The sequence below is a fragment of the Cupriavidus pauculus genome (assembly GCF_008693385.1).
Classification (GTDB): domain Bacteria; phylum Pseudomonadota; class Gammaproteobacteria; order Burkholderiales; family Burkholderiaceae; genus Cupriavidus; species Cupriavidus pauculus_D.
The window spans coordinates 1,115,059-1,139,599 of sequence record NZ_CP044065.1; the positions used below are offsets into that span (position 1 = coordinate 1,115,059).

19 protein-coding genes are annotated in these 24,541 nt (G+C 66.0%); 11 read left to right on the forward strand and 8 right to left on the reverse strand.

Translation table 11 applies throughout. The annotated features are described in order from the left end of the window. Positions 1 to 9: 9 nt before the first annotated feature. Both FOB72_RS05150 and FOB72_RS05155 read right to left on the reverse strand, forming a co-directional pair. The gene (locus FOB72_RS05150) at positions 10 to 537 is read right to left on the reverse strand and encodes a nucleoside deaminase (RefSeq protein ID WP_150371547.1); all 528 of its coding nucleotides are present in this window, start codon (positions 535 to 537) and stop codon (positions 10 to 12) included. Continuing rightward, positions 518 to 1,882 carry a nucleobase:cation symporter-2 family protein gene (locus FOB72_RS05155; protein WP_150371548.1) on the reverse strand — a complete coding sequence of 455 codons (1,365 nt, stop codon included), beginning with the start codon at positions 1,880 to 1,882 and terminating at the stop codon, positions 518 to 520. The genes FOB72_RS05150 and FOB72_RS05155 overlap by 20 nt, the downstream gene beginning before the upstream one ends. 64 nt (positions 1,883 to 1,946) lie before the next feature. On the opposite strand from FOB72_RS05155, the gene FOB72_RS05160 reads away from it, so the two are divergent. Continuing rightward, positions 1,947 to 2,993, forward strand: coding sequence for a LysR family transcriptional regulator (locus tag FOB72_RS05160; protein WP_223851422.1), 1,047 nt, complete (start codon positions 1,947 to 1,949; stop codon positions 2,991 to 2,993). On the opposite strand, the gene FOB72_RS05165 is transcribed toward FOB72_RS05160, so the two are convergent. After that, complete coding sequence (locus FOB72_RS05165) at positions 2,983 to 3,894, reverse strand: LysR family transcriptional regulator (RefSeq protein WP_150371549.1); 912 nt, start codon at positions 3,892 to 3,894, stop codon at positions 2,983 to 2,985. The genes FOB72_RS05160 and FOB72_RS05165 overlap by 11 nt on opposite strands. Before the next feature lie 107 nt (positions 3,895 to 4,001). On the opposite strand from FOB72_RS05165, the gene FOB72_RS05170 reads away from it, so the two are divergent. After that, on the forward strand, positions 4,002 to 4,874 hold the full coding sequence (locus FOB72_RS05170; RefSeq protein ID WP_150371550.1) for an SDR family oxidoreductase: 873 nt from the start codon (positions 4,002 to 4,004) through the stop codon (positions 4,872 to 4,874). Positions 4,875 to 4,900: 26 nt separating this feature from the next. On the opposite strand, the gene FOB72_RS05175 is transcribed toward FOB72_RS05170, so the two are convergent. Then, positions 4,901 to 5,863 carry a LysR family transcriptional regulator gene (locus FOB72_RS05175; RefSeq protein WP_150371551.1) on the reverse strand — a complete coding sequence of 321 codons (963 nt, stop codon included), beginning with the start codon at positions 5,861 to 5,863 and terminating at the stop codon, positions 4,901 to 4,903. A 161-nt stretch (positions 5,864 to 6,024) separates the two neighbouring features. Here FOB72_RS05175 and FOB72_RS05180 point away from each other — a divergent pair, with 161 nt between their 5' ends. From FOB72_RS05180 to FOB72_RS05190, 3 genes are all read left to right on the forward strand, one after another. Continuing rightward, positions 6,025 to 7,344: an MFS transporter gene (locus FOB72_RS05180; protein WP_150371552.1), complete on the forward strand. Its 1,320-nt coding sequence runs from the start codon at positions 6,025 to 6,027 to the stop codon at positions 7,342 to 7,344. A gap of 25 nt (positions 7,345 to 7,369) precedes the next feature. Continuing rightward, positions 7,370 to 8,866, forward strand: coding sequence for a M81 family metallopeptidase (locus tag FOB72_RS05185; protein WP_150371553.1), 1,497 nt, complete (start codon positions 7,370 to 7,372; stop codon positions 8,864 to 8,866). A 102-nt stretch (positions 8,867 to 8,968) separates the two neighbouring features. Next, entirely contained in the window at positions 8,969 to 10,024 is a 1,056-nt protein-coding gene (locus FOB72_RS05190) for an aldo/keto reductase (protein WP_150371554.1), read from the forward strand. A gap of 9 nt (positions 10,025 to 10,033) precedes the next feature. Here the strand turns inward: FOB72_RS05190 and FOB72_RS05195 are convergent, their stop codons facing one another. From FOB72_RS05195 to FOB72_RS05205, 3 genes are all read right to left on the reverse strand, one after another. After that, positions 10,034 to 10,915, reverse strand: a complete 882-nt coding sequence (locus FOB72_RS05195; RefSeq protein WP_150371555.1) for a LysR family transcriptional regulator — start codon at positions 10,913 to 10,915, stop codon at positions 10,034 to 10,036. A gap of 138 nt (positions 10,916 to 11,053) precedes the next feature. Beyond that, entirely contained in the window at positions 11,054 to 13,030 is a 1,977-nt protein-coding gene (locus tag FOB72_RS05200; RefSeq protein WP_223851423.1) for a phosphatase PAP2 family protein, read from the reverse strand. A 177-nt stretch (positions 13,031 to 13,207) separates the two neighbouring features. Further along, the gene (locus tag FOB72_RS05205; protein ID WP_150371556.1) at positions 13,208 to 13,942 is read right to left on the reverse strand and encodes a GntR family transcriptional regulator; all 735 of its coding nucleotides are present in this window, start codon (positions 13,940 to 13,942) and stop codon (positions 13,208 to 13,210) included. A gap of 76 nt (positions 13,943 to 14,018) precedes the next feature. Here FOB72_RS05205 and FOB72_RS05210 point away from each other — a divergent pair, with 76 nt between their 5' ends. The 6 genes from FOB72_RS05210 to FOB72_RS05235 all read left to right on the forward strand — a co-directional run bounded on the left by FOB72_RS05210 (position 14,019) and on the right by FOB72_RS05235 (position 22,761). Beyond that, the gene (locus FOB72_RS05210; RefSeq protein ID WP_150371557.1) at positions 14,019 to 14,756 is read left to right on the forward strand and encodes an enoyl-CoA hydratase/isomerase family protein; all 738 of its coding nucleotides are present in this window, start codon (positions 14,019 to 14,021) and stop codon (positions 14,754 to 14,756) included. An 11-nt stretch (positions 14,757 to 14,767) separates the two neighbouring features. Continuing rightward, positions 14,768 to 16,279, forward strand: a complete 1,512-nt coding sequence (locus FOB72_RS05215) for an aldehyde dehydrogenase (RefSeq protein WP_150371558.1) — start codon at positions 14,768 to 14,770, stop codon at positions 16,277 to 16,279. A 121-nt stretch (positions 16,280 to 16,400) separates the two neighbouring features. Then, positions 16,401 to 17,816: an efflux transporter outer membrane subunit gene (locus tag FOB72_RS05220; RefSeq protein WP_150371559.1), complete on the forward strand. Its 1,416-nt coding sequence runs from the start codon at positions 16,401 to 16,403 to the stop codon at positions 17,814 to 17,816. Then, positions 17,813 to 18,946: an efflux RND transporter periplasmic adaptor subunit gene (locus tag FOB72_RS05225; protein WP_150371560.1), complete on the forward strand. Its 1,134-nt coding sequence runs from the start codon at positions 17,813 to 17,815 to the stop codon at positions 18,944 to 18,946. Before FOB72_RS05220 ends, FOB72_RS05225 begins: the two co-directional genes overlap by 4 nt. A gap of 9 nt (positions 18,947 to 18,955) precedes the next feature. Continuing rightward, entirely contained in the window at positions 18,956 to 22,150 is a 3,195-nt protein-coding gene (locus FOB72_RS05230; protein WP_150371561.1) for an efflux RND transporter permease subunit, read from the forward strand. After that, a complete protein-coding gene (locus tag FOB72_RS05235) occupies positions 22,147 to 22,761 on the forward strand; it encodes a YceI family protein (RefSeq protein WP_223851424.1) in 615 nt (204 codons plus the stop codon). The genes FOB72_RS05230 and FOB72_RS05235 overlap by 4 nt, the downstream gene beginning before the upstream one ends. Positions 22,762 to 22,777: 16 nt before the next feature. Here FOB72_RS05235 and FOB72_RS05240 read toward each other — a convergent pair whose 3' ends face one another. Continuing rightward, positions 22,778 to 24,256: an amino acid permease gene (locus tag FOB72_RS05240; protein WP_150371562.1), complete on the reverse strand. Its 1,479-nt coding sequence runs from the start codon at positions 24,254 to 24,256 to the stop codon at positions 22,778 to 22,780. Between the last annotated feature and the right edge of the window lie 285 nt (positions 24,257 to 24,541).

The window sequence follows — 24,541 nt, forward strand, 5'->3', positions numbered from 1 at the left end:
TCCGGCCCGTCACTTCCAGAAGCCCTCGTGCGCGCGGGCGGCTTCCTCTTCGAGCATCGGACCCGCGACCTCCACGCGCCGCTGGCCGCGCGCGAAGACCTCGCGGCACGGCAACGAGAACGTCGGGTTCTCGGGATGATCGCCGGTGAGACCGAGGAGCGTGTGCTCGGACAGCGCATAGACGACGCGGCCGATGCCCGTCCAGTAGATCGCGCCCGCGCACATGCAGCACGGTTCCGCGCTCGTGTAGAGCGTGCATCGCGCCAGCGCTTCGGGCGTCAGCACGCGCGCGGCCGCCGCCGCGGCCGCGAGTTCGGCGTGCTGGGTCGGATCGCCTTCGGGAGGCATCGAGTTGTTGCCTGCAGCCGATACGATGTTTCCTGCTTCGTCGGCCACGAGGGCCGCGAACGGATGGCGGCCGCGTTCCCTCGATCGGTACGACTCGGCAATCGACTTCCGAAGCAAATCGAGATCGCGTGCGCGGACGGCGTCGGGCGTTTCGGCTTCGGACGTTCTTTCAAGGGGCGGGATACTCATCGGGTTCTTCCAGAGGGTTGGTGTTCGGATGCAAGGCCGTGCCTTGCAGTGACTTGCCATTCAGCAGTACGTTGAGGAGGATCGCGGTCATGCCGCCGAGGAAGATGCCGCTCTCCAGCACCAGCTTCAACGTGCCGCTGACGTGCGCGAACAACGCGGGAAACGACATGGGCAGCACGCCGACGCTGATCGAGACCGCGACAACGATCGCATTGCGCGTGCCATCGAACTTCACGCGCGACAGCTCCTGGATGCCCGCGACGGTCGTCATGCCGAACATCACGATGGCACAGCCACCCAGAACGGGGCGCGGGACCGAGGCAATCAATGCCCCGAGCTTGGGGAACAGGCCCATCAACACCATGATGACGCCGGCCGTCGCCACGACATAGCGGCTCTTGACGCCGGACAGCGCGATGAGGCCGGTGTTCTGCGTGAAGGCGTTGTACGGAAAGCTGTTGAAGATGCCGCCAAGCATCGTGGAGAGGCCATCGGCGCGAAACGCGTTACCGAGCGTTTGCTGATCCGCCGGCTTGCCGACGATCTTGCCGATGGCCAGGCAGTTGCCCGTGGTCTCCGCCATGATGATCAGCATCGCCAGCACCATGATGAGCGCGGGCGCCAGGCGGAACTCCGGCATGCCGAAAGCGAACGGCGCGCTGATCTCGAACCAGGCGGCGCTGCCGACATGAGAGAAGTCGGTCAGCCCGAACGCGGTGGCGATGATCGTTCCCGCCACCAGCCCCAGCAACACCGACAGATTCCCCACGATGCCGCGGAAGCGCGCGTTGATCACGAGCGTGACCACAATCGTGGCGGCACCCAGCAGGAGGTTCGGTACGCTGCCAAATCCGGGCGCGCCAGGGTCGCCGCCGCCGAGCCAGATGGCGGCCGCAGGCATCAGCGATACACCGATGATCGTGATCAGGCTGCCGATGACCACCGGCGGAAAAAAGCGGAGCAGCCGGCTGAACACCGGCGCCAGCGCAATCGTGGCCGCGCCCGCCGCGATGACCGAGCCGAACACGACGGTCAGCCCGTACTGCTGTCCGATCATGATCATCGGCGCCAACGCGATAAAGGAGCAGCCCTGGATCAGCGGCAGGCGCGCGCCGAACTTCCATATGCCGAGGCACTGGAGGATCGTCGCGATGCCCGACGTCAGCAGATTCGCATTGATCAGGGTGACGACCTGCGCCGAGGACAGGCCGAGCGCACTGCCAAGGATCAGCGGCACCGCGACAGCGCCCGCATACATCACCAGTACATGCTGCAAGCCGTAACTTGCCAGCTGCCTCGCCGGCAGCACCTCGTCCACCGGGTCCACCGCGGTGCTCTTGCTCATTCGCCCTCTCCCTCGCTGATGATGGGGGCAGCGGAATTCCCGCTGCCCCAGATATGTGCGCGACATGCACGAAGACAGGGCGCCACATCACGCGAACCTCGCGTTGTTGCCCGCACCGGCGTCGCTAGGGCATGATCCATCGGAGACGTCATCCAACCAAATCAACAGCCATCGATTTTCTCGATGGAAAAGGGCTATGCGGTTTTCGCTGGAGCAGGTGCAGGTGTTCGTCGTCGTGGTGGAAACGGGGTCGTTTTCCGCGGCGGCGCGACGGCTGGGAAAGACACAATCGACGATCAGCAGCGCCATCTCCAACCTGGAGATCGACCTCGGCGTCACGTTGTTCGATCGAACTCACAAGATCCCCACCGTCACGGAGGCGGGCCGCACGCTGCTGGGGGAGGCCACCGCCGTCCTCGAGCGCTGCCGGTCGCTCGAAGCGCATGCCGCGAGCCTGGCGGGTGCGAATCCCGCCGAGCTCACGCTTGCGATCGAGATCCCCTACAACACCGTCATGCCGGTCCTGATGGATTTCGAACGCGAGTTCCCCTATGTCGACCTGACCATTCGCAATCCGATGTCGGGTGACGTGAGTGAACTGGTGTTGAAAGGAGACGCCGCGGTTGGCATTGCGTTCGCGCAGCCCGGTTATTCGCCCGAGCTCGACTTCGTGCAGCTCGGCAAGCTGATCATGGTCCACGTTACGCATCCCGAGCACCCGCTGGCCTCTCTCGATCGCGTGTCGTTCGAGGATCTGCATGCCTATCGTCGCCTTGCCTTCACCGCGCACGCAAACAAGCTGCCGACGACGGAGTACCTTCGCGCGGCGCGCACCTGGCAGGCGGAAAGCTATCTCGCGCTGATGGAGATGGTCAGCAACGGTCTCGGCTGGGCGACGCTGCCGCGGCAGCTGATTCGCGATGAACTGGCGCGAGGCGATCTCGTCGAGCTGCAGCTGGCGGCGTATCCGCATACGGACTGGCTCGTCGGCGTCGACCTCGTATGGCGCAGGTCAGCGAACCGCGGCCGCGCCCACAGATGGCTCCACCAACGGCTGCAACGGCACATGGTTTTCGAAGTCGGCGCGGGCGGGCAACGCACTACGCGATAGGGCGGATATACGCCGCCAGCTCCTCGGGCGTGCCTGACGGGAAGGCCTCCTTCAGGTGGTCGAGGAATGCGGTGACGCGGATGCTGAGATGCCGCCGCGACGGATAGAGCGCCCATAACGCGACCTCCGTGCCCGCGATATCGCCCCAGCGCGACAGCGCGCCCGACGCGAGGTCCGCGCTCACCATCGACAACGGCAGGCAGGCGGCGCCCATCCCGAGCCGGACCGCATCGCGTATCAGGAACAGGGACGAGAGCACTGCCACGGGCGTGATGGGAAGCCGGACCTGACCCGCGCGCGTGGTGACCTCCCAGGACGAACGCTGCTCGCTTTCCTGTCGGACGATGGCCGGGACGGGGCGATCGGCCTTGCGCGGGCGGCGCAGATCCTGCGCCGCGACGACCACCAACCGGTCGCGAACGAAGATGCGGCCGATGAGGTCTTCATCGCGGTCCGGGTTGACGCGGATCGCGAGGTCGTAGCCCTCCGCAAGCATGTCCACGCTGCGGTCCTCCGTCGTGACTTCCAGCCGTACCTCGGGATACTTCCGCGCGAATGTCGCGATGAGCTTCCCCATCGCGATCTGGGAGAACAGCGCCGGCGCGGTGATGCGCAGACGCCCGCGAGGCCGTTCGCTCCCGGAAGCGATCGCCGACGCGCTCTCCGCGATCTCGGCGAGCAGCGCCCCCGTCCGCGCATATAGCGCGTGTCCTTCCTGCGTGAGCGCGAGACCCCGGGGCCCGCGTTCGAAGAGCCGCAGCGAGAGGCTGTCCTCCAGCTCGGCGATCTTGCGCGATAGCGTGGCCTTGGGCCGCCCGGTCGCGCGTGCCGCGGCGCCCAGGCTTTCGTGGCGGGCGACGAGGTTGAAATCGGCCAGCGCGAGGAGATCGAGGTGTTCCATATTTGGGACGACGCGTTCAATTTTGACGGCTACCGGAGCGAATATGGATCGATTACTGTTTCCTGGCAAGTGCAATTTTCTTAGCCAACTTTCGTCAGGAGAACAGCATGACCATCCTTATCACCGGTGCAACAGGGCGCGTCGGGCGCCAAGTCGTGGGCCAACTCGTGCAGCGCGGTGCCAATGTCCGCGCGCTCGTCCGGGATCCATCCAAGGGAGAGCTCCCGCCAGAGGTGGATATCGTTCAAGGCGATATGCTCGACATTGCCGCGTTGCGGAAAGCCTTCGTCGGCGTGCGGACGCTGTTCCTGCTCAATGCCGTGGCGGGAGACGAATTCACCCAGGCGTTCACCGTCCTCAATATCGCCCGCGAGTCGGGGGTGCGGCGCATCGTCTATCTGTCGGTCATGCACGCGGAGCGCTTCGCGAACGTGCCGCACTTCGCCGTGAAGCTGGCGGTTGAGCGGTTGATCGAACACGCCGGCTTCAGCGCGACCGTGCTGCGGCCGGCTTATTTCATGGATAACGAGCACATGGTGAAGGACGTCATCCTTAGACACGGCGTGTACCCCATGCCCATCGGCGGCAGGGGCGTCGCGATGGTCGATACCGGCGACATCGCCGAGGTGGCGGCGCTCGAACTGATCCGCCGCCATGACGGGCCGGAAGACCTGCCCAGCGAAGCCTTCAATCTGGTGGGTCCCGACACGCTGACCGGCAGCGGGCTGGCCGCGATATGGTCGGACATCACCGGCCGCACGATCGCTTACGGCGGGGATGATCCAACGGCTTTCGAGGCCAACCTCGCCAACTTCCTGCCTGCGTGGATGGCTTACGAAATGCGCTTGATGGCGGAGCGATACGTGAGCGACGGCATGATTCCGGAAGCGGGGGATGTCGAGCGGTTGACGCGTATCCTTGGCCGGCCCCTGCGTGCATACGGGCAGTTTGCGGCGGCGCTCGCCCGCGCGGCTGCCTAGCTGCGCGCATGCCTACGCGCGCATCCCTACGCGCGAGGCGGCTTGCGCCCGGGGGGCTTTGCCCGCCGGCGGGGCGCCGGCGCAGCGAACATCGGCATGTCGCGCCGGATACGTTCGAGCAGGGCGTTGGCCGCCACGCCCAGCGGCCTTCCGTTCTTGACGAGCAACTGCGCCTTGGCCGATTCGAACAGCGGATGCGCGATGGGCAGGGTGACCAGTTCACCCGAACCCAGCTCGTGATAGGCGGCAAACGCGCCCATCAGCGTGATGCCGTGATGGCGTTTGACGAAGTGCCGCAACACGGCGAGCGAATTGGTCGTCAGCGTCGGGCGGATCTGGATGTTCTCGGCGTATGACAGCATCTGCACGATCTGTCCGAGCCCGAATGCGGGCGGCATCATCGCCAGCGGAAAGTCGTTCAGCTCATGGACATCGACTTTCGTGCCGCGCAACGCGAGCGGGTGGTTGGCATGGACGAGCAGCACCACCGGCTGCGATGACGTGGCCACCCAGCGCACGTCCGCATGCGAGGGCGGGTTGTACGCCAGGCCGATATGCGCCCGGCTGTCCGCCACCTCCTGTAGCACGTTGTTGACGGGCAGCGTATCCACGGTGACATCGAGTCGCGGGTACCGCGCGCAGAAATCGGTGAGCACTTCATCCATCAGGCTATCGACGTAGCCTTCGCTGGTCGCAATGCGCACCTGGCCATGCTGCAGGCCGCGCAATGCCTGCAGGCGGTCTTCGAACAGTTCGTGTTGGGCACGACAGCCTTGCCAGTATTCCAGCAGATGCTGCGCGACTTCGGTGGGCTGCACGCCGCGCGCGTGGCGGTCGAACAGGGACGCGCCCACTTCCTCCTCCAGCAGGCGTATCTGTCGGGCAATGACGGAAGGCGACGTGTTGATGCTGTCCGCCGCGCCGCGGATCGATCCGTGCGTCAGCACCTCGTGGAAATAGCGCAGCCTGCGCTGGTTCAGTTCTCGCATATCGACTTCCGCGTGAAGATGAGTGTTGCCGGATGAGCAACGATAGCCGACTTCGGTTGCTCTTGCCATGCCATTTCAACTGCCGCACGATGCTCGAAAACTAAAAGAGCGCACCAGCACAACGTTCATCGCATCCACGAACGACCAAGGGAGTAACCTGCATGACCCCCACACTGCCTCCGCGTAGCATGCCGGCGCACGATAGCGCCGCGCAACAGGCCCTGTACCGGAAACTGAACTGGCGCCTGCTGCCGTTCCTGCTGCTCTGCTACACGTTTGCCTACCTCGACCGCGTCAACATCGGTTTCGCCAAGCTGCAGATGCAGAGCGACCTGGGCCTGTCCGATGCGGTGTACGGCCTCGGCGCCGGCATCTTTTTCTTCGGTTACGTGCTGTTCGAGATCCCCAGTAACCTGCTGCTTCCCCGGATCGGCGCGCGCAAGACGATCAGCCGTATTCTGGTGCTCTGGGGCCTGACCTCGGCCTGCATGATGTTCGTGCGCGACGAGACCACGTTCTACGTGATGCGCTTTCTGCTGGGCGTGTTCGAGGCCGGCTTTGCTCCCGGCATGATCTTCTACCTCACGTACTGGTACGGGCAGCAGCGCATGGCGCGCGTGATGGCCGTCGTGATGCTGGCGGGTCCGCTCGGCGGCATCTTCGGCTCGCCCCTGTCGACGTGGCTGATGACGGCGCTCTCGGGCGCGCACGGCCTCGCCGGCTGGCAATGGATGTTCCTCGTCGAGGGCCTGCCTTGCGTCCTGCTGGGCGCCCTGGCGCTGCGCGTGCTGGCGGACCGGCCTGCCGATGCCAGGTGGCTCACCGACGAAGAAAAGCGCATGATCGCCCACGCGTTGCGCTCGCCCGCCGGCGGCCACCATTCGTTCGGCCAGGTCGCGCGCGACCCGCGTGTCTACCTGCTGGCCTTCGCCTACTTCACGATGATCTGCGGCATCTACGCGGTGAGCTTCTGGCTCCCCAGCATCCTCAAGGCGGATGGCGTCACCGACACCATGCAGATCGGCCTCTATTCGATGATCCCGTATATCGCGGCCGCCATTGCGATGATCATCATCGGCAGGCGTTCGGACCGGCGCGGTGAACGCCGGCTGCATAGCGCGGTGCCCGCCTTTATCGGCGCCGCCGCGCTGGCGGTGGCCACGCTCTTCAGCGGCAACCTCGCGGTGTCGCTGCTCTGCATGACGATTGCCACGGCGATGATGTGGACCGCCTACACGGTGTTCTGGGCCATTCCTTCGCAATACCTGAAGGGCGACGCCGCGGCAGGCGGCATCGCGCTGATCAATACCATTGGCCTCATCGGCGGCTTCCTGAGTCCGACGATCATCGGCTGGGTGCGCACGACCACAGGCAGCATGCAGGCTGGCCTGCTCGTGATGGTGGCCCTGCTGGTGGCCGGTGCCGTGACGCTCGTCGCCAGCCGCATGCCCGCGCCCCAGGCCAGTCCGGCCGCGATCTAAGATGACATTGAACATGGAGAGCCCCGTGGCACCCCGAATCCTGATTGCCGGTTTCCAGCACGAGACCAATACGTTTGCGCCGTCCAAGGCCACCTATGCGAGCTTCGAGCGGGGAGAGGGCTTTCCCGCGATGGTGCGCGGCGGCGATGTGCTGGCACTGCGCGATGTGAACATTCCCGCCGGCGGTTTCATCCAGGCCGCGGAACGCAACGGCTGGTCGCTGAGCCCCGTGATCTGGGCCGGCGCGAGCCCGTCGGCGCACGTTACCGAGGACGCCTTCGAGCGCATCGCCGGCGAGATCGTCGAAGCGGCCCGCGACGGCGGTTTCGATGCGGTGTATCTCGACCTGCATGGCGCGATGGTCGCCGAGCATGCCGACGATGGCGAAGGCGAATTGCTGGCGCGCGTGCGCGGCGCGATCGGCCCCGATGTGCCGCTGGTGGCTTCGCTCGACCTCCATGCCAATGTCACGCAACGCATGCTCGATGCCGCCGACGCGCTGGTGGCGTACCGCACGTATCCGCATGTCGATATGGCGGAAACCGGGGTGCGCGCGGCAGAGCTGTTGCAGGCGCTCTTGAAGAGCCCGCGACGCTGGCGGGCTGCCGCGCGCCGGTTGCCATTCCTCATTCCGATCAACGGCATGTGCACGATGCTGGAACCGGCGCGTGGGTTGTATGCGGCGCTGGCCGAGCTGGAGTCCGATGGCGTCGTCTCGCTGTCGTTCGCCCCGGGTTTCCCGGCCGCCGACTTCCCCGAGTGCGGGCCCGTGATCTGGGGGTACGCCGAGGATGCAGCGGTCGCCGATGCCGCGGTGCAGGTGCTTTACGACAAGATGCTGGCCGAGGAGTCCGCGTGGGAGGTGCCGTTCCTCTCGCCGGACGAGGCCGTCCGCGAGGCCATGCGCATGGCGGAGGGCGCCACGCGCCCGGTGGTCATCGCCGATACGCAGGACAACCCCGGCGCCGGCGGCGACTCCAATACGATGGGCATGCTGCGTGCGCTATTGCGCAACGGCGCGCAGGGCGCGGCCATCGGGTTGATATGGGACCCGGCGGCCGCGGCGGCGGCGCATCGCGCGGGCGTTGGCGCCACGATCGACGTGGCGCTCGGTGGCGTGTCCGGGGTGCCCGGCGACGCGCCATTGCAGGCGCGCTTCGAGGTGCTGAAGCTGTCGGACGGCGTTTGCCGGTTCGGCGGCCCGATGATGCACGGCATGCTCGCCGATGTGGGACCGGTGGCGCTGCTGGGTATCGATGGTGTGCAGGTCGTTGTCAGCGGCGGCAAGGCGCAGATGCTCGATCGCAATCTCTATCGCGTTGGCGGCGTCGAGCCGGAGGCGATGAAGATCCTCGTGAACAAGAGCTCGGTCCATTTCCGGGCGGACTTCCAGGGCACAGCGCATGCGGTGCTCGTGGCAAAGGCCCCCGGCCCGATGACGGCCGATCCCGCGGATCTGCCGTGGACGCGGCTGGCGCCCGGCATTCGGCTCAAGCCCATGGGGAAGCCCTTCGCGCCCTGACATTGTCAATCGAGACTTGAATATCCTTTAACCTGCCAACGCTGTTTCTCCTTCTGCAGGCGCACTACATTGCGCTGGTCGCTTCAATCAGAGGGAGAACCCATGCAATACAAGCAGCTTGGCAATACCGGACTTCTTGTGTCCCAGCTCTGCCTGGGGACGATGACGTTCAGCAGCGGACAAGGCATTTACAAGCATATCGGCAACGTCGGTCAGGAACTGGCGGACACGCTCGTCAAGGCGAGTCTCGATGCGGGGATCAATTTCTTTGATACGGCGGATGTCTATTCCGGCGGCGAAAGCGAGTCGATCCTTGGGCAGGCGTTCAAGAACCTGGATGTGCCGCGCACGGCGTACGTGCTCGCTACCAAGGGTTACAGCCGCATGGGGCCGGGGCGCAACGATGTTGGCGCGTCGCGCGGACATCTGATGGATGCCGTGCACGCGAGCCTCCGGCGCCTGGGCACCGATCATATCGATCTGTATCAGATTCATGCCACCGACACGGTCACGCCGATCGAGGAAACCCTGCGCGCGCTCGACGATCTGGTCACGCAAGGCAAGGTGCGGTACATCGGCGTCTCCAACTGGGCCGCGTGGCGAATCGCCACGGCGCTTGGCATCTCGAACGCGAAAAACTATGCACGGTTTGCGACCGTACAGGCGTACTACTCCGTGGCCGGGCGGGATCTGGAGCGGGAACTGGTTCCGCTGATGCAGCACGAGAAGCTCGGTTTGATGGTGTGGAGTCCACTGGCCGGCGGCCTGCTTTCAGGACGGTTCAGCCGCAACAATCAGAACCCGGAAGGCTCTCGCCGCTCCGAATTCGACTTCCCGATCGTCGACAAGGCGCGCGCGTGGGACGTGCTCGACGTGCTGGCGCCCATCGCCCGCGCGCATGAATGTAGCGTCGCGCGTATTGCGCTGGCATGGCTGCTATCGCGCGATGTGGTGACCAGCGTCATCGTCGGTGCCAAACGGATCGACCAGCTGACCGATAACCTGGAAGCCACCGGGATCGAACTGTCGCGCGACGAGATCGCCGCGATCGACGCCGTCAGCGCGCTGCCGCCCGAGTATCCAGGCTGGATGCTCGATACGCAGGGCGCGGACCGCCTCGGGCCCGTCGATTTGTGGGGCGGCGTGACCGCGTCCTGACCGGGACGGCTATTTCGGGAAATGGGCGACGAGGAAATCGATCAGGCTGGATAGTTTGCGGGTCATCAGCCGGTCCGGCATATAGACGATATGCAGCGGCCGACCGGGCGAGCCGAACGATTCCAGCAATGGTCTCAGGCGTCCTTCGCGGATATCGGCGTTCGCCAGATCGCGGGGCAGCATGGCAATGCCGAGTCCCTCGAGCGCGGCCGTTCGCAGGGCCGGCATATTGTTGGTGCTGAACCGGCCGCTTGTTGCGATGGCGGTGGATTCGCCGCTGCCGAACTTCCAATGCCATTGCGCGACGGTGTTATGGAAGGCCAGGCACGTATGTCTTCGCAGGTCGTCAAGGGATTCCGGCGCGCCATGCCGCTCGAGATAGGCGGGTGAAGCGCAGGCAACGAGCCGGGTCTTGCCCAGTTCGCGCGCGACGAGCCCGCTGTCGGGCAAATCACCGTAGCGGATGCCCGCATCGAATCCACCTTCGATCAGGTCCACGACCTCGTCGCTGAAGATCAGTTCGACCTCCACTTCCGGATAGGTCTCGATGTATTGCGCCATCAGCGGCACGAGCGTGTGGGCGCTCAGACTCACCACGGCGCTGATCCGGAGCAGGCCTTTGGGATTGGCCCGTTGTTCGCGCACGCTCGTCTCGGCGAGCTCGATCCGCGACAGGATATCGACGCATTGCTCGTAATAGGCTCGCCCGATGTCGGTCAGGCTCTGCTTGCGCGTGGTCCGGTGCAGCAGCTTGGCCCCGAGCCGCGATTCCAGTCCACGGATATGGTTGCTGACCATCGTGGTGGAAATGCCCAGTTGGTCCGCGGCCGTAGTGAAGCTCTCGCAGCCGACCACGCGGACAAATACCGTCATGCTGTTCATCAGATCCATGGCGAAGGCTTGTGTTGAGTCCCATAAGTCGAATGTCCACGCGAATGATAATGGAAGCAGGTCCACGTCACGTCGCCGCGTTTTGACGCGGGCCTGCGACCTTCTTGATGTCGTCCTCTGGACGTTCGTGCGAGGGCTTTAACCGTCGATACGGATCTGCACACCATTGGCGGTGTAGACGGGTGTTGCCTTGTAGCCATCGACCGCGACCGTGGTGAACTGGCCCTTGACGCTGCTACCGGTGATCACGGCGATGGTATCGCCGGCCCGTGGCTTGTAGCCGTCGGCAAACGCGACGTGCAGCGTGCCGCCGGCGATCGTGGTGATGCCCGCCACGGTCATGCGGCCCTGGCCGTTGGGGCCGACGCGCAGTTCCAGCGTCGTGTTGGCCAGCATCGTGTACTTGCCGGCAATCGCCACGCTCTCTGGCGCGTCGATCACGACCGAGCCCGCGCCCAGGTAGACGTCGCCGGTACCGAAGGCTTTGGCCGACGCCGCCCCCAGCACGCCGCCCGCCACCTGCGTACCGCCCGAATACGTGTTCGTGCCAGCAAGCTTCAGCGTACCGGTGCCGCTCAGCGTGAACCGTCCCGCGCCCGCGATATCGTTGCGCCAGATATCGCTCGCGTTGAAGCCGCCCTTGCTCGCATCCATCGAGACGGCCACATTGCCGTTGAAGGCGCCATACCCGTCGCCGGCGGCGAACAGGTTCAGGCGTCCCCAGCCTTCGGCATCGTCCATGACCGGATAGCCCGAAGCGACCTCGGTGGTCTTCAGGACCACGCGGCGCTGGTCGGCGCTGAGGTACGGGAAGCGGGTCTCCAGCATGACCTCGGCACCCTTCGGCACGACCGGGTCCGCCGTCGTCGAGCCGATCTGCGGGAGCCCGAACGTCATGCGGCGCAGGAAGTTGGCCTTGCTGGCCGCGTAGTCGGCAAACCGGTCATTGCCGGCGTTGCCCGATTGCGCGAACGCGCGGAACGTCGCCGCTGTCGTGCCGGTGGCGGCCATCAGCGCGGTATGGGCCTGATTGTAGGCTGCCGCCTTGAGCGTGGCATTGGCTGGTGCATTGAGGTTGGCGGCCGCCGAGGCAATGCCGAGCATGCGGCCGCCGATGACGTCCATGGGGGAATGCATGCCCGCGAGGATGCGGTTCTCGCCGAGTTCCATGCCACGGCTGAGCATTTCCTGGAAGCGTTCGGGCACGAGGTAGGCCATCACCACGGCATTGCGCAGGGCCTCGGCCGTGTGGCCGCTGATAAAGCCGCCATCGGTGGTGGGATCGGCGCTGATGGCCGGCACCAGCGTCGGTGCCACGATCACGCTGGTGCTCCAGCGATACGGCCGCGCGTACTTGTAGAAGCGCTTGGCCGGTTCGGTCGACGCGTTGTCGCCGACCTTGTTGACCATCGTGATGACGTCGCCGAACGTGGTGTTGGTTGCGCCCGCCACGCCGCTATTGTTGCCGCCGTCGTCGTACTTGACCGTGGTGGCGTCGGCCGGAATGCTCGTGATCGTCGTGGTCTGACGCGCGGCGGCACGCCATGCTTCGGTCAGCGGACCCATGCCGTCCGTCACGCTGTAGTTCTTGCCGCGGCGATCGTCAAAATAGGCGGCTTCCGCCTGCGCGGCGGTGCGCCGGGTGGTGGCGTCGATCACGTACTGGATGTTCGCGTTGTGCGCGACGGTATTGGTCACGGATCCGCCCGCGGTGCCGTCATTCGGCAGGCCGGTCCACGTGGACGCCGCGACGGCAGGGAACGATCCATTGGCCGCGGCCGGCGAGCCCGCATCGACCAGCCGCGTCAGCGGCTCCCAGACATCGAGAAAGCCCCGAACGAGCCGGACCCCGGCATTGGTGTCGACGGTCGCATAACGTGCATCGCCACGCTGATTGGTCGCGATCGTGTCGACGAGCGGTACCGCCGACGCCGCCACGGGCGCGCTATCCACGAAGCCGGCATCCGCGGGCGCGGGCGGCACCTGCAGCGGCGTGGTCGCGGGCGTCCCCGCATTGGTGCCGCTATTGTCATCGCCGCCACCGCACGCGCCGAGCAGGAACATCGCGCTGGCCATCGCGCTGGCCATCGCAATGGCACGCATCTGGAAAGACATATTCGATCCTCGAGAAAAGAACCGAATGTAGGGCGGCAGTGTTGCGTGCGCGTGAAAAGCGGCGATGGTCTGGCGGTTCGGAAAAGTCAGTGCATCTACCCCATGAAGGACAGGGCCGGCGCGAAGAAGAGGAGGGCGAACGTCCCCCAGTCGCCGCCGAACCGTCCCGTCCCGAATTCATTCAGCCGCCCGCTCCAGGACATCGAGCGCCGCAGCGCAGGCCCCGCGTAGCTGTTCGCGCATCAGGTCCTGAACGTCCGCGGACTGCTGGACGATCGCGTCGCGAATGCGGAGGGACTGGTCGAACGAGGCGCGCATGCGGCCCCCGCGCACCATCGCGATGCGGCGTAGCCGCCTGACCGGTCCCATCAGGCTCCGATGGGTCTCCTGCAGCGTTCGGTTGTCCGCGATCGCCATGATGATGGTGTAGAAACGGTCGAGCGCGTCGACGTAGCTTGTCGCATCGCCCGCATCCACCGCCACGCGCATGGCGGTCAGGACATCGTCGAGCTGGGCCGCGCCCAGCGGCGTGATGCGCGCAGCGGCTTCCTGTACCGCCAGGCATTCCAGCGCCGCCCGTACTGTATAGATCTCCTCCACATCCCGGCGCGTGACGGTTCGCACATGCGCGCCCACGCGCGCCAGGATCGTCACGAGGCCTTCGCGCTCCAGCTGGACGAACGCTTCCCGCATGGGCGTGCGGCTCACATTGAGTTGTTTGGCGATCTGGACCTCCGACAGCCGGCTGCCCGGCGGCAGGACCCCCTCGACGATTGCCTCGCGCAACGCAGGCACGACCAGCGCTTCACTCAACGAGTCGCTGAACCCCGCCGGCGTCCGCAGACGCTCGTGATACTTGCTCGCAATGGCTTCCAGCGTCAGCGCCTTCCCTTCGGTTCTCGATGCGGACATTGACTTCTCCCGAGTCTGTGCATACCCTGTATACAGGGTATCCGAAGTATACACCATCGCGTCTTTGGGAGCCAATATGGCACCAGCATCGTATTCACCGCCCGTGCTGATCGAGCGCGCCGGCGGCGTCCTGACCTTCGTCCTCAATCGTCCAGAGGCGGGAAACGAAGTGACGGGGCCCATGTTCGAGGCGATGGTGGCCGCGTTGCGCGCGGAAGTCGAACGACCGACCGCGCGTGTGTTGCGCCTCCGCGCGGCAGGCGACGTCTTCTGTGCCGGGCGCGAGCGAGCAGGGCGCGACGCGGAGACGCTGCACGCCGAAGTCAGCCGCCTGATCGAACTGAAACGCCTGCTGCGCTCCACCTCGCTCATCTCCGTCGCGCAGGTCCAGGGCGACGCGCTGGGATTCGGGTTCGGCATCGCGATTCTCTGCGACTTCACGCTGGTGTCGTCGCGCGCGTCCCTCGGCTTTCCCGAAATGCGCAAAGGCCTGCCGCCGGCCGCCATCATGGCCTACCTCGGCAACTACGGCCGCCCCAAGCAACTGTTTCCCATGCTGCTGTTCGGCGACGCCATGACGCCCGCCGACGCGCTGCAGGCGGGCCTGATCACGCAGATCGTGGCGCCGGCACGCCTGCAGGCAGAGACCGACGCGCTGATCGCGCGCGTGGTCGGCATCGACGACGCCGGTGCACGCCAGTGCAAGGCATTTTTCCAGGCCGCGCAAGAAGGCTCGGTCGAGCAGAACTTCCGTTGTGCGACGGAACTGCTTACCGCGACGAGCCTCCGCATCATGCAGCGTGCCGGTCATTGAAGGATATTTCCATGGACTCCGATACACCACTGCGCCACGAGGCGCTGCTCTTCATCGATGGCGAGTGGGGGCAGGCCCCCGACGGACGTACGCTGGAAATCGTCGACCCGGCCACGGGCGATGCCATCGGCACGCTCGCCGTGGCATCTGCACACGATGTGGACCGCGCGGTCCGCGCGGGGCATGCGGCGTTCGAGAGCGGGGTGTGGCGCGATATGCCGGTTCCGCAGCGGGCGCGCGTGCTCGATCGCTTCGCGGACCTGTTCGAGGCAGACCTCGAACACCTGTACCGACTCGAAACGCTCAACAACGGCAGGCCGATCAACGAAACGCGCGCGCAGATCGCGCGCCTGCCGCAGTTCTACCGGTATTTCGCCGCGCTCGCGCTCACGCGCCGCAGCGACGTCATTCCGGTGGAAAGTCCATATTTCTGCTACACAGAGCGCGTACCGCTCGGCGTGGTCGCCCTGATGACATCGTTCAACCACCCGCTGATGATCCTGTCCAAGAGTCTCGCGCCCGCGCTGGCCACGGGCAACAGCGTGGTGATCAAGGCGTCCGAGCAGACGCCGCTCACCACCGTGCGGCTCGTGCGTCTGTTGAGCGAGGCTGGCGTGCCGGACGGTGTGGTGAACGTGGTGAACGGTGTCGGCAGTGAAACCGGCGCGGCGCTGGCCAGCCATCCGCTGGTGCGAAAAATCGTCTTTACAGGCGGCACGGAAGTCGGGCGCGCCATCGGCGAAGCGGCGGCGCGCAACTTCGCCATGACGACGCTCGAGCTGGGCGGCAAGGGTGCCGCTATCGTGTTCGACGACTTCGATCTCTCGCGCGCGGTCAACGGTGCGGCGTTCGCCGCCTTTATCGGCGCCGGACAGACCTGCGTCTGCGGCGCGCGCATTCTCGTGCAGCGATCGATCTACCGCGCATTTCTCGAGCGCTTTCAGGCAAAAGTGGCCGCCATTCGTATCGGCGACCCTTCGGATGCCCGGACACAGCTCGGCCCGGTGATATCCGAACGGTCACGCCGGCGCATCCTTGCGATGCTCGAGCGCGCGGAAGCCGACGGCGCGAAGGTGCTGACGGGCGGCCGCGCACCGGCCGCTTTCGCGCGAGGCTTCTATCTTGAACCGACGGTTCTCTACGACGCCGACCCCCGATCCGAGATTTGCCAGGAAGAGGTATTCGGGCCCGTGACCGTGGTCATGCCGTTCGAGGACGAGGCCGACGCACTGCGCATCGCCAATGGCACGCGGTTCGGACTCGCGGCATCGGTGTGGACGCAGGACGTCGCGCGCGCGCATCGTATCGCGGGCAAGCTCGAGTTCGGCCTGGTGTGGATCAACGACCATCACCGGCTCGACGCGGCCTCGCCGTGGGGCGGTTTCAAGCAGAGCGGCGTGGGTCGCGAGACGGGCGTCGAGTCGTTCGACCAGTTCAGCGAGCCGCGCGCGGTCACGATCAATACCTCCGGGAAGACGCCGGACTGGTATGCCGAGGATGGCGAACCGAAGCGTCTGAACTGACCGGACGGCGACGGATATGTTACCGCTGGACGCAACCCCGGAGGAACGCCGCCAGGCAAGCACGGCATGCCGGCGGCCCGCGCGCGGCGGCGCGTCGCTCGCGCTGGCCCGGTTTTTGGCGATGTCTCTGGCCCTGTTACTCGGCGCGTGCGCCGTTGGCCCGGACTATCGCAGGCCCGCGGTGGAAATCCCGCAGGGCTTCAAGGAAGGCGTCAGCTGGCAGCGCGCGCGCGCGAATCCGGAGGCGTCGATATCGAGTACGTGGTGGCGCCAGTATCGGGACAAGACGCTCGATGGACTCGTCGAGCGCGCGCTGGATGCCAACCAGTCCATCGCGGCCGCCGAGGCCGCGTATCGCGTGGCATTGGCGACCGTGCAGGTGAACACCGCCGCGCTGTTTCCAATCGTGACGGCGGGCGCTTCCGGCACGCGCACGGGCATCGGTACGGGCGTGACCCAGGCCGGCGCGGGAACCTCGTCGATCGGCAGGACGGCAAGCACCGGCGTCTTCAATAGCTTGAGCGCGAGCGCCGCGGTCTCGTGGGAACTCGATCTGTGGGGCGCGATCCGGCGCCAGATCGAATCGGCCAAGGCCAGCGCGCAGGCCAGCGATGCCGAGCGTGCCGGTGCGCGGCTGTCGATCGCAGCCAGCGTCGTGATCGACTATCTGGCTCTTCGGCAGGCCGACTACGACATCCATTCGCTGGAGCGGCAGCAGGATATCGACCGCGGCCTGCTCGAGATCACACAGGCATCCTTCCGCGAGGGCGCGTCATCGAGCAATGACGTGCTGGTCGCGCAGGACGTGCTCGATGCGGTGGTCGAGAACCTGCAGGCGGCAAGGATCGCGCGCGAACAGGACGAGCATGCCATCGCCGTGCTGACGGGCGTACCGCCGGCCGCATTGTCGATCGCACCGGACACCGCATATGCGTTCCGCGCCCCCGATGTGCCGCTGGAACTGCCCTCGCAGTTGCTGGAGCGGCGGTACGACGTGGTCAACGCCGAACGCCTGGCCGCCGCGGCCAATGCAAAGATCGGCGCGGCGATCGCGGCATTTTTTCCGACGCTGACGCTGTCCGCGCAGGGCGGCTTCCAGAGCAATACGTTCGCGCGGCTGTTCTCGCTGCCGAGCCGCTTCTGGACACTCGGTCCCGATGTCGCGGCCACGATCTTCGATGCGGGAGAGCGCAGTGCCGAGGTGAGCGTGGCGCGCGCGAGCTACGACCAGCAGGTGGCCACGTATCGCAACACGGTGCTGACCGCCTTCCAGAGCGTCGAAGACAGCCTGTCGTCGCTGAACCATCTTCGCGCGCAGGCGGCATCCTCGGCGGACATCCTGGCGCGCAACCGCCAGTTATTCGCCAGCGTGCAGGCGCAGCGCCGCATCGGCACCGCGAGTGTCGAGGATCTGCTCGATCAGCAGCTCGTGCTGGTCGAGGCGGAACAGAGCCTGCGCGATACCCAGTCCGCGCTCGCGCAGAGCGACGTCACCCTTATCAAGAACCTCGGCGGCGGTTGGGAGGCCTTGCCATGAAGTCCTCTCCATGTCGGGCGCTTGTTTCCATTCTTGCCGCCGCCACGCTTGCCGCCTGTTCCCATGGCGCGCCCCCGGCGCCGCCGCCTCCGGCGGTGGACGTCCTGACCGCGCACGCGCAAAGCATCCCGCTGACCCGTCAGTTCGTCGGCCGGCTGTCCCCGCTCTACAGCGCCAACGTCACGGCGCGCGTCTCGGGCGTGCTGGACAAGCGCGTCTATGCCGAGGGCACGGCAGTGCGGGAAGGGCAGGTGCTCTTCGAGATCGACCCGTCGTTCTACAGGACGCAGCTCGACAGCGCCGTGGCGCAACTCGCGCAGGACCAGGCGACCTATGTCGACGATCGCGTCACCGCCGAGCGAAACCGGGCATTGCTGCCGGTGGGATCGGTATCGCAGCAGACCGTCGATAACTCGGACGCGGCCGAGCGCAGTGCCGCCGCGCGCGTCCAGGCGGATCGCGCCTCAGTGGAGAGCGCGCGCATCAGTCTGGGCTACACGCGCGTGACATCGCCGATTGCCGGCATCGCCGGGCAGCAGCTGGTGACGGCGGGCGCGGTCGTCGGCAACGGCACCAACGATGCCGGTACGGCGGGCACGTTACTGACGACCGTCCAGCAGATCGACTCGGTCTATGTGAACTTCACCATGAGTTCCGCCGACCTGACGTCGCTGCGCCAGTCCGCGGACCATGGCGGGGTCGATCTGGCCAGCCAGAACGCGACGACGGTGCAGGTGAGCCTGCCCAACGGTGCGCCCTACGACCACACCGGTACGCTCGACTTCTCGGACGTCGCCGTGAACGCGACCACGGGCGCGGTCAACCTGCGGGCGCTGGTCTCCAATCCGCGGCACCTGCTGCTGCCGGGGATGTACGTCACGCTCACGGCGGACTTCGGCCGCCGGAACGGTGTCTTCCTGGTTCCCCAGCCCGCGCTGCTGCGCGATACCCGCGGCGCCTACGTGCTGGCGGTGGGCGCCGATAACAACGCCGTGCGCAAGGATGTCGAGACCGACGGCAGTCAGGGTACCGACTGGATCGTCACCCAAGGCCTCGCTCAGGGCGATCGGGTCATCGTCACAGGCCTGCAGGCCGTACGCGAAGGCGGCCCGGTCTCGGTGCGCAAGTAGGAGGTATGCATGGCTGGCTTCTTTATCGACCGACCCGTATTCGCGTGGGTCGTCGCCATCCTCATCTCGCTGTTCGGTGCCATCGCCATGCGCAGCATGGGCATCGACTCGTATCCGGAGATCGCGCCGCCGCAGGTGACCGTCACGGCCAATTATCCCGGCGCCAGCGCGGCGACGATGGAATCGACGGTGACGCAGGTCATCGAGCAGCAGCTCACCGGCATCGACAACCTGCTGTACTTCAGCTCGAACTCGAGCGCCAACGGCCAGACCGTCATCACGCTGACGTTCGCTACCGGCACCAACCCGGATATCGCGCAGGTGCAGGTGCAGAACAAGGTGACGCTGGCCACGCCGCTGTTGCCCGCGCAGGTGACCCAGCAGGGCGTCGTCGTGGCCAAGGCCAGTCCGGATATCCTGATGTTCATCGCCTTGCGCTCGAACAGTCCCGCCGTGGACGCGCCGCGGCTGAGCGACATCCTCGCGTCGCAGATCCAGCCGGTGATCGGGCGGGTCAGCGGGGTGGGCAACACCACGCTGCTCGGCTCGGAATATGCGGCGCGCATCTGGATCGATCCCGACAAGCTGCAGGGCTATGGGCTGTCGACGACGCAGGTGCTGAACGCCGTCAACGCCCAGAACGCGCAGTTTGCGGCGGGGTCGCTCGGCGCGGACCCGGCCGTGAAGGGGCAGGTCTTCACGGCAACGGTATCGGGCGACAGCCTGTTCTCGTCGCTGCAACAGTTCCGCGACATCATCCTGCTGTCGAGAAGCGACGGCACGACGGTGCGGCTCTCCGATGTGGCGCGGGTCAGCTTCGGCGCGCAGACGTACGGGATCGCGCCGGTCTATGACGGCAAGCCCGCCGGCGGAATGGCCGTGTTTCTGCTGCCCGGCGCCAACGCATTGTCGGTCGCCAATGCGGTCAAGGCACAGATGGCGTCGCTCGCCCGCGATCTGCCCGCCGGGGTGACATGGAGCGTGCCCTACGACACGACGCCATTCATCACGGCCTCGATCACCGATGTGGTTCACACGCTGATCGAAGCGATCGCGCTCGTGTTCGTCGTGATGCTGGTGTTCCTGCAGAACCTTCGCGCCACCATCATTCCCACGCTCGTCATTCCCGTGGCGCTATTGGGCACGTTTATCGGCCTCTCGCTGCTGCACTACACGCTCAATCAACTGACACTGTTCGGCATGGTACTGGCGATCGGCATCGTGGTCGACGACGCGATCGTGGTGATAGAGAACGTCGAGCGCATCATGAGCGAGGAGGGCACCGAGCCCAAAGCCGCCACGCACAAGGCCATGCGGCAGATCACGGGCGCCATCGTCGCGATCACGGTGGTGCTGTCGGCCGTGTTCGTACCGTCCGCGCTGCAGCCGGGCGCCACGGGCATCATCTACGCCCAGTTTGCATTGACCATCGCCGTGTCGATGATCTTCTCCGCGTTCCTGGCCATGTCGTTCACGCCGTCGCTGTGCGCCGCCATCCTGCGGCCGGTCCACCCCGACAAGAAGGGTCCGTTCTTCCGCTGGTTCGATCGCGGTTTCGGGTGGATGTCGCGCACCTACCTTGGCCACGTCACTCGCGCCGTCCGTCATGCGCCGCGATGGATGGTGGGCTTCGTGCTGTTCGTCGTGCTGGCGGGCTTCCTGTACACAAAGCTGCCGACGGGCTTCGTGCCGGACGAGGATCAGGGCTTTATCCTCGTGCTCGTGAACCTGCCGTCGGGGTCGACGCTGGCCAGTACGCGGCGCGTCATGGGCGAAGTCCGCGACAAGCTTCTGCACAGCCCGATCGGGAAGGACATCAGCGCCATGTTCCAGCCGGTGGGTTTCAGCTTCGTCGGCACGAGCGAGAACGTCGGCATGACGTTCATCAAGCTGACCGACTGGAGCCAGCGATCGCAAAGCGCGATGGCGCTGATTCCGCAGGTCAACCAGATCCTGCATGGCGTCACCGACGCGCAGATCTTCGCGACCGATCTGCCGACGATTCGCGGGTTGAGCCAGTTTGGCGGCATCGACATGTACCTGCAGGCGAGGAGCGGGCAGTCGCGCGACCAACTGGAGGCCGCCGAGAAAACGCTGCTCGAAGAAGCCGGCAAGAGCCCCGACCTCTACGGCATCCGCGCCAACTCGCTGCCGAGCGCGCAGCAACTGCGCATCGCGGTGGACCGCACGCAGGCGGAGTCGATGGGACTGTCGCTGACGGACGTCTACAACACGATTCAGATGGAACTGGCGCCGTTCTTCGTGAACCAGTTCACGTATGGAGGCCGGGTCAAGCGCGTGTACATCCAGGCGGACGCGCCATTCCGCATGGGCATCGATGCATTCCGGCATCTGTTTACGCCCGCGCCCGCGCCCGCGTCCACCACGGCGCCGACGCCCGCACCGGTGAACCCATCGGCGGCCAACACGCTGGTCAGCCCCTACAACAGTGTCCCGCTATCGAGCGTGGTCAGCACCCACTGGGCCGTCGCGCCCACCGTGCAACCGCGCTATGACGGCTATTCCGCGATCGAGATCGTGGGCAATCCGGCATCGGGCTATTCGACGGGGCAGGCCATGCAGGTGCTCCAGAACATCATCGACCAGAAGCTGCCGCCAGGCTTCGCCGCGGACTGGACGGGGCAGTCCTATCAGGAACTGCTGGCCGGATCCTCCGCGACCACGCTGATGGCGCTTTCCATCGTCGTGGTGTTCCTGTGCCTGGCCGCGCTCTACGAGAGCTGGTCGATTCCTGCCTCGGTACTGCTGGTCGCGCCCATCGGGATGCTCGGCATGCTGGTCTTCTGCCTGTGGCAAAACGTGCCGAACGACATCTACTTCAAGATCGGCCTCGTCACCGTCATCGGCCTGGCCGCGAAGAATGCGATCCTGATCGTCGAGTTCGCCGTCGAAGGACAGGCGCGCGGACTGAGCCTTTTCGACGCGGTCGTGGCCGCGGCAAGACTGCGCCTGCGCCCGATCCTGATGACCTCGATGGCGTTTATCCTCGGTGTGTTCCCGCTCGTGGTATCGACGGGCGCCGGCGCGGCGTCCCGCCATGAGCTCGGCATCGGCGTCATCGGCGGCATGCTTGCGGCGACGGTGCTTGGCCTGCTGTTTATTCCCGTGTTCTATGTCTCGGTCAGGCGCGTGCTCGGAGACAAGCTCGGCACGCACGCAGGCCCGCGCGAGGACGCATCGTGAGCCTGCATGTCCGTGCGCGCGCCATGGCGGGTATCGCGGGGATCGTCCTTGCCTCGCTCCCGTTGCTGGCCGGAGCGGTTGGTCAGGCGCGACCGGCCGACGCGGGTTTGCTGCCGGCCCATTATGTCCTGCAGCGCGCGAACGTCTTCTTCGTGGTGGACGTGTCCCATCAACCGCTCCGGATGCGCTTTACGCGCGTGGACGCGCAACTGGAGCAGGGCGTCGGCGGTGACGCCGATCAGGTGGCGGTCACGATCGACGTCGCGAGCGTGGAGACCCGCCCGCGCTTTCTGTCACCGATCGTACGGGGCAGTGGCATGCTCGACGAGGCGCACTACCCCGAGATCCGCTTCGTCAGCACCCGGTTTGTGCGAGATCGGGCGGGCAGTGGCTGGCTTCACGGCGACCTGACGATGCATGGTGTCGTGTGCCCGGTGGATTTTCTGGTGACGCAGGTGCCCGGCGCCATCGAGTCACCGAACGACGGCCGGCTGGAATTCGCGGCGGCCGGGGACATCAGCCTGCGGAAGTTTGGGCTGTCGACCTGGTTCCCTGGCGTCGGCGACGCCGTGCATGTGACGATCGACGCGGCGTTCGCGCAGGTGCCATGAGTGGCCCCAAGGCGTTTCAGGGCACGTCGCGCCGCGGCAGTTCGAACGGCATGTCCTCGTACGCAATCAGGCGCGTCTTCCTGACCAGCCGGTAGCCGAGCCATAGCGCCGCGAACATCGGAACGCCGATATAGGTCGCCACGATGTCGTGCCAGCGGTTGGGGATGTCGGTAAACGCCTGATAGTTCTGCCCCGCGACAATCACGAGGCACAGGATGCCCGCGAAGATCGGCCCAAACGGGTAGAGCGGAGAGCGGTACGCGAGGTCGGAGACCTTGTAGCCCTGCGCGATCAGGCCGCGGCGGAAGCGGTAGTGGCTGATGGCGATGCCGAACCACGCGAAGAAGCCCGTCATCGCCGAGGTGTTCAGCAGCCACAGGTAGACGGTCTTGTCGCCGAACAGCGAGCTGAAGAAGCATAGCGCGCCGATGGCCGTGGTGACGAACAGCGCGTTCAGCGGGACGCCCGCGCGCGTCAGCCGTCCCAGCGCCCGGGGCGCGCGGCCGCTGACGGCCAGGCCGTAGAGGATGCGGGTGGATACGTACATGCTCGAGGTGCCCGCGGACAGCAGCGCGGTGAGCACCACGGCGTTCATCAGGCCGGCCGCGAACGCGAGGCCCGCGTGCCGGAACACCAGCGCGAACGGGCTCACGCCGATATCGGTCACGTCGTTGCGCAGCAGATTCGGATCGGTATAGGGAATCAGCACGCCGATGATCAGGATCGCGATCACATAGAACAGCAGGATGCGCCAGAACGTCTGGCGGATCGCGCGTGGAATCGTGCGGGCGGGGTCGGTGGCCTCGCCGGCGGCCACGCCGACGGTCTCCGTGCCCTGGAACGAGAATCCCGCAATCATGGCTACCGCGAACATCGCCGGTATGCCCCCGACGAACGGCGCGTCGCCGATCGTAAAGTTCTGCCAGCCCGATTGCGGTCCGCCGCGCAGGATGCCGAAGATCATCAGCACGCCCACGATCAGGAAGATCACGACCGTCACGACCTTGATCAGCGCAAACCAGTATTCGGCCTCGCCGAACCCGCGCACCGAGAACGCGTTGAGCCCGAACATCAGCAGCAGGAACCCCGCGCTCCAGACCACGCCCGGTATCTCCGGATACCAGTACTGCATGACGAGCTGCGCGGCCGTGAGTTCCACGGCGATGGTCACGGCCAGGCTGAACCAGTAGTTCCAGCCCAGCGCGAAGCCGAAGCCTTCCTCGACGTACAGCGCGCTATAGGTGACGAACGACCCGGCCACGGGCATATGCACGGCCAGTTCGCCGAGGCTCGTCATCAGGCAATAGACCATGAGGCCGATGACGCAGTAGGCGAGCAGCGCGCCGCCGGGGCCCGACTGGGCGATGGATGCGCCGGATGCGACGAAGAGGCCGGTGCCGACCGCGCCGCCTATCGCGATCATCGTGAGGTGGCGGGCACCGAGCTTGCGCTGGAGGTCGTCGTGCTCGACGGTGGGATGCTGGTGAGCTGTCATCAGGGTCGCTGTGATGGCTGTCGTCGGGATCGCGGCACCTTGTGGGTGCCTTCGGGCGATCCGAAAACGAAAAGCCGCGAGTCTAGCGCGACCCGTCCGGCAAGATTAGACGGTGGCGTCAAATTTTCGCGAGATTGCGCGTCCGAGTGACGCGAGGGCCATGAAGCGCCGCGTTTGCTCAGGGTTCTCCCGTAGTGGCGACGCCGCCGGCGCGGCTCACCATGAACGCCGCCAACGGGCGTCATGCAGCGCCCGCATGCTGGCGGTGCCAACCCGCCAACGGCG

What these genes read in the sequence shown, in the direction of transcription:
- FOB72_RS05195 (WP_150371555.1), bottom strand. Translation starts at nt 10,915, where the DNA reads ATGGATCTGATGAACAGCATGACGGTATTTGTCCGCGTGGTCGGCTGC.
- FOB72_RS05180 (WP_150371552.1), top strand. Translation starts at nt 6,025, where the DNA reads ATGACCCCCACACTGCCTCCGCGTAGCATGCCGGCGCACGATAGCGCC.
- FOB72_RS05205 (WP_150371556.1), bottom strand. Translation starts at nt 13,942, where the DNA reads ATGTCCGCATCGAGAACCGAAGGGAAGGCGCTGACGCTGGAAGCCATT.
- FOB72_RS05225 (WP_150371560.1), top strand. Translation starts at nt 17,813, where the DNA reads ATGAAGTCCTCTCCATGTCGGGCGCTTGTTTCCATTCTTGCCGCCGCC.
- FOB72_RS05190 (WP_150371554.1), top strand. Translation starts at nt 8,969, where the DNA reads ATGCAATACAAGCAGCTTGGCAATACCGGACTTCTTGTGTCCCAGCTC.
- FOB72_RS05230 (WP_150371561.1), top strand. Translation starts at nt 18,956, where the DNA reads ATGGCTGGCTTCTTTATCGACCGACCCGTATTCGCGTGGGTCGTCGCC.
- FOB72_RS05220 (WP_150371559.1), top strand. Translation starts at nt 16,401, where the DNA reads ATGTCTCTGGCCCTGTTACTCGGCGCGTGCGCCGTTGGCCCGGACTAT.
- FOB72_RS05155 (WP_150371548.1), bottom strand. Translation starts at nt 1,882, where the DNA reads ATGAGCAAGAGCACCGCGGTGGACCCGGTGGACGAGGTGCTGCCGGCG.
- FOB72_RS05210 (WP_150371557.1), top strand. Translation starts at nt 14,019, where the DNA reads ATGGCACCAGCATCGTATTCACCGCCCGTGCTGATCGAGCGCGCCGGC.
- FOB72_RS05240 (WP_150371562.1), bottom strand. Translation starts at nt 24,256, where the DNA reads ATGACAGCTCACCAGCATCCCACCGTCGAGCACGACGACCTCCAGCGC.
- FOB72_RS05160 (WP_223851422.1), top strand. Translation starts at nt 1,947, where the DNA reads ATGCACGAAGACAGGGCGCCACATCACGCGAACCTCGCGTTGTTGCCC.
- FOB72_RS05200 (WP_223851423.1), bottom strand. Translation starts at nt 13,030, where the DNA reads ATGTCTTTCCAGATGCGTGCCATTGCGATGGCCAGCGCGATGGCCAGC.
- FOB72_RS05170 (WP_150371550.1), top strand. Translation starts at nt 4,002, where the DNA reads ATGACCATCCTTATCACCGGTGCAACAGGGCGCGTCGGGCGCCAAGTC.
- FOB72_RS05175 (WP_150371551.1), bottom strand. Translation starts at nt 5,863, where the DNA reads ATGCGAGAACTGAACCAGCGCAGGCTGCGCTATTTCCACGAGGTGCTG.
- FOB72_RS05215 (WP_150371558.1), top strand. Translation starts at nt 14,768, where the DNA reads ATGGACTCCGATACACCACTGCGCCACGAGGCGCTGCTCTTCATCGAT.
- FOB72_RS05165 (WP_150371549.1), bottom strand. Translation starts at nt 3,894, where the DNA reads ATGGAACACCTCGATCTCCTCGCGCTGGCCGATTTCAACCTCGTCGCC.
- FOB72_RS05150 (WP_150371547.1), bottom strand. Translation starts at nt 537, where the DNA reads ATGAGTATCCCGCCCCTTGAAAGAACGTCCGAAGCCGAAACGCCCGAC.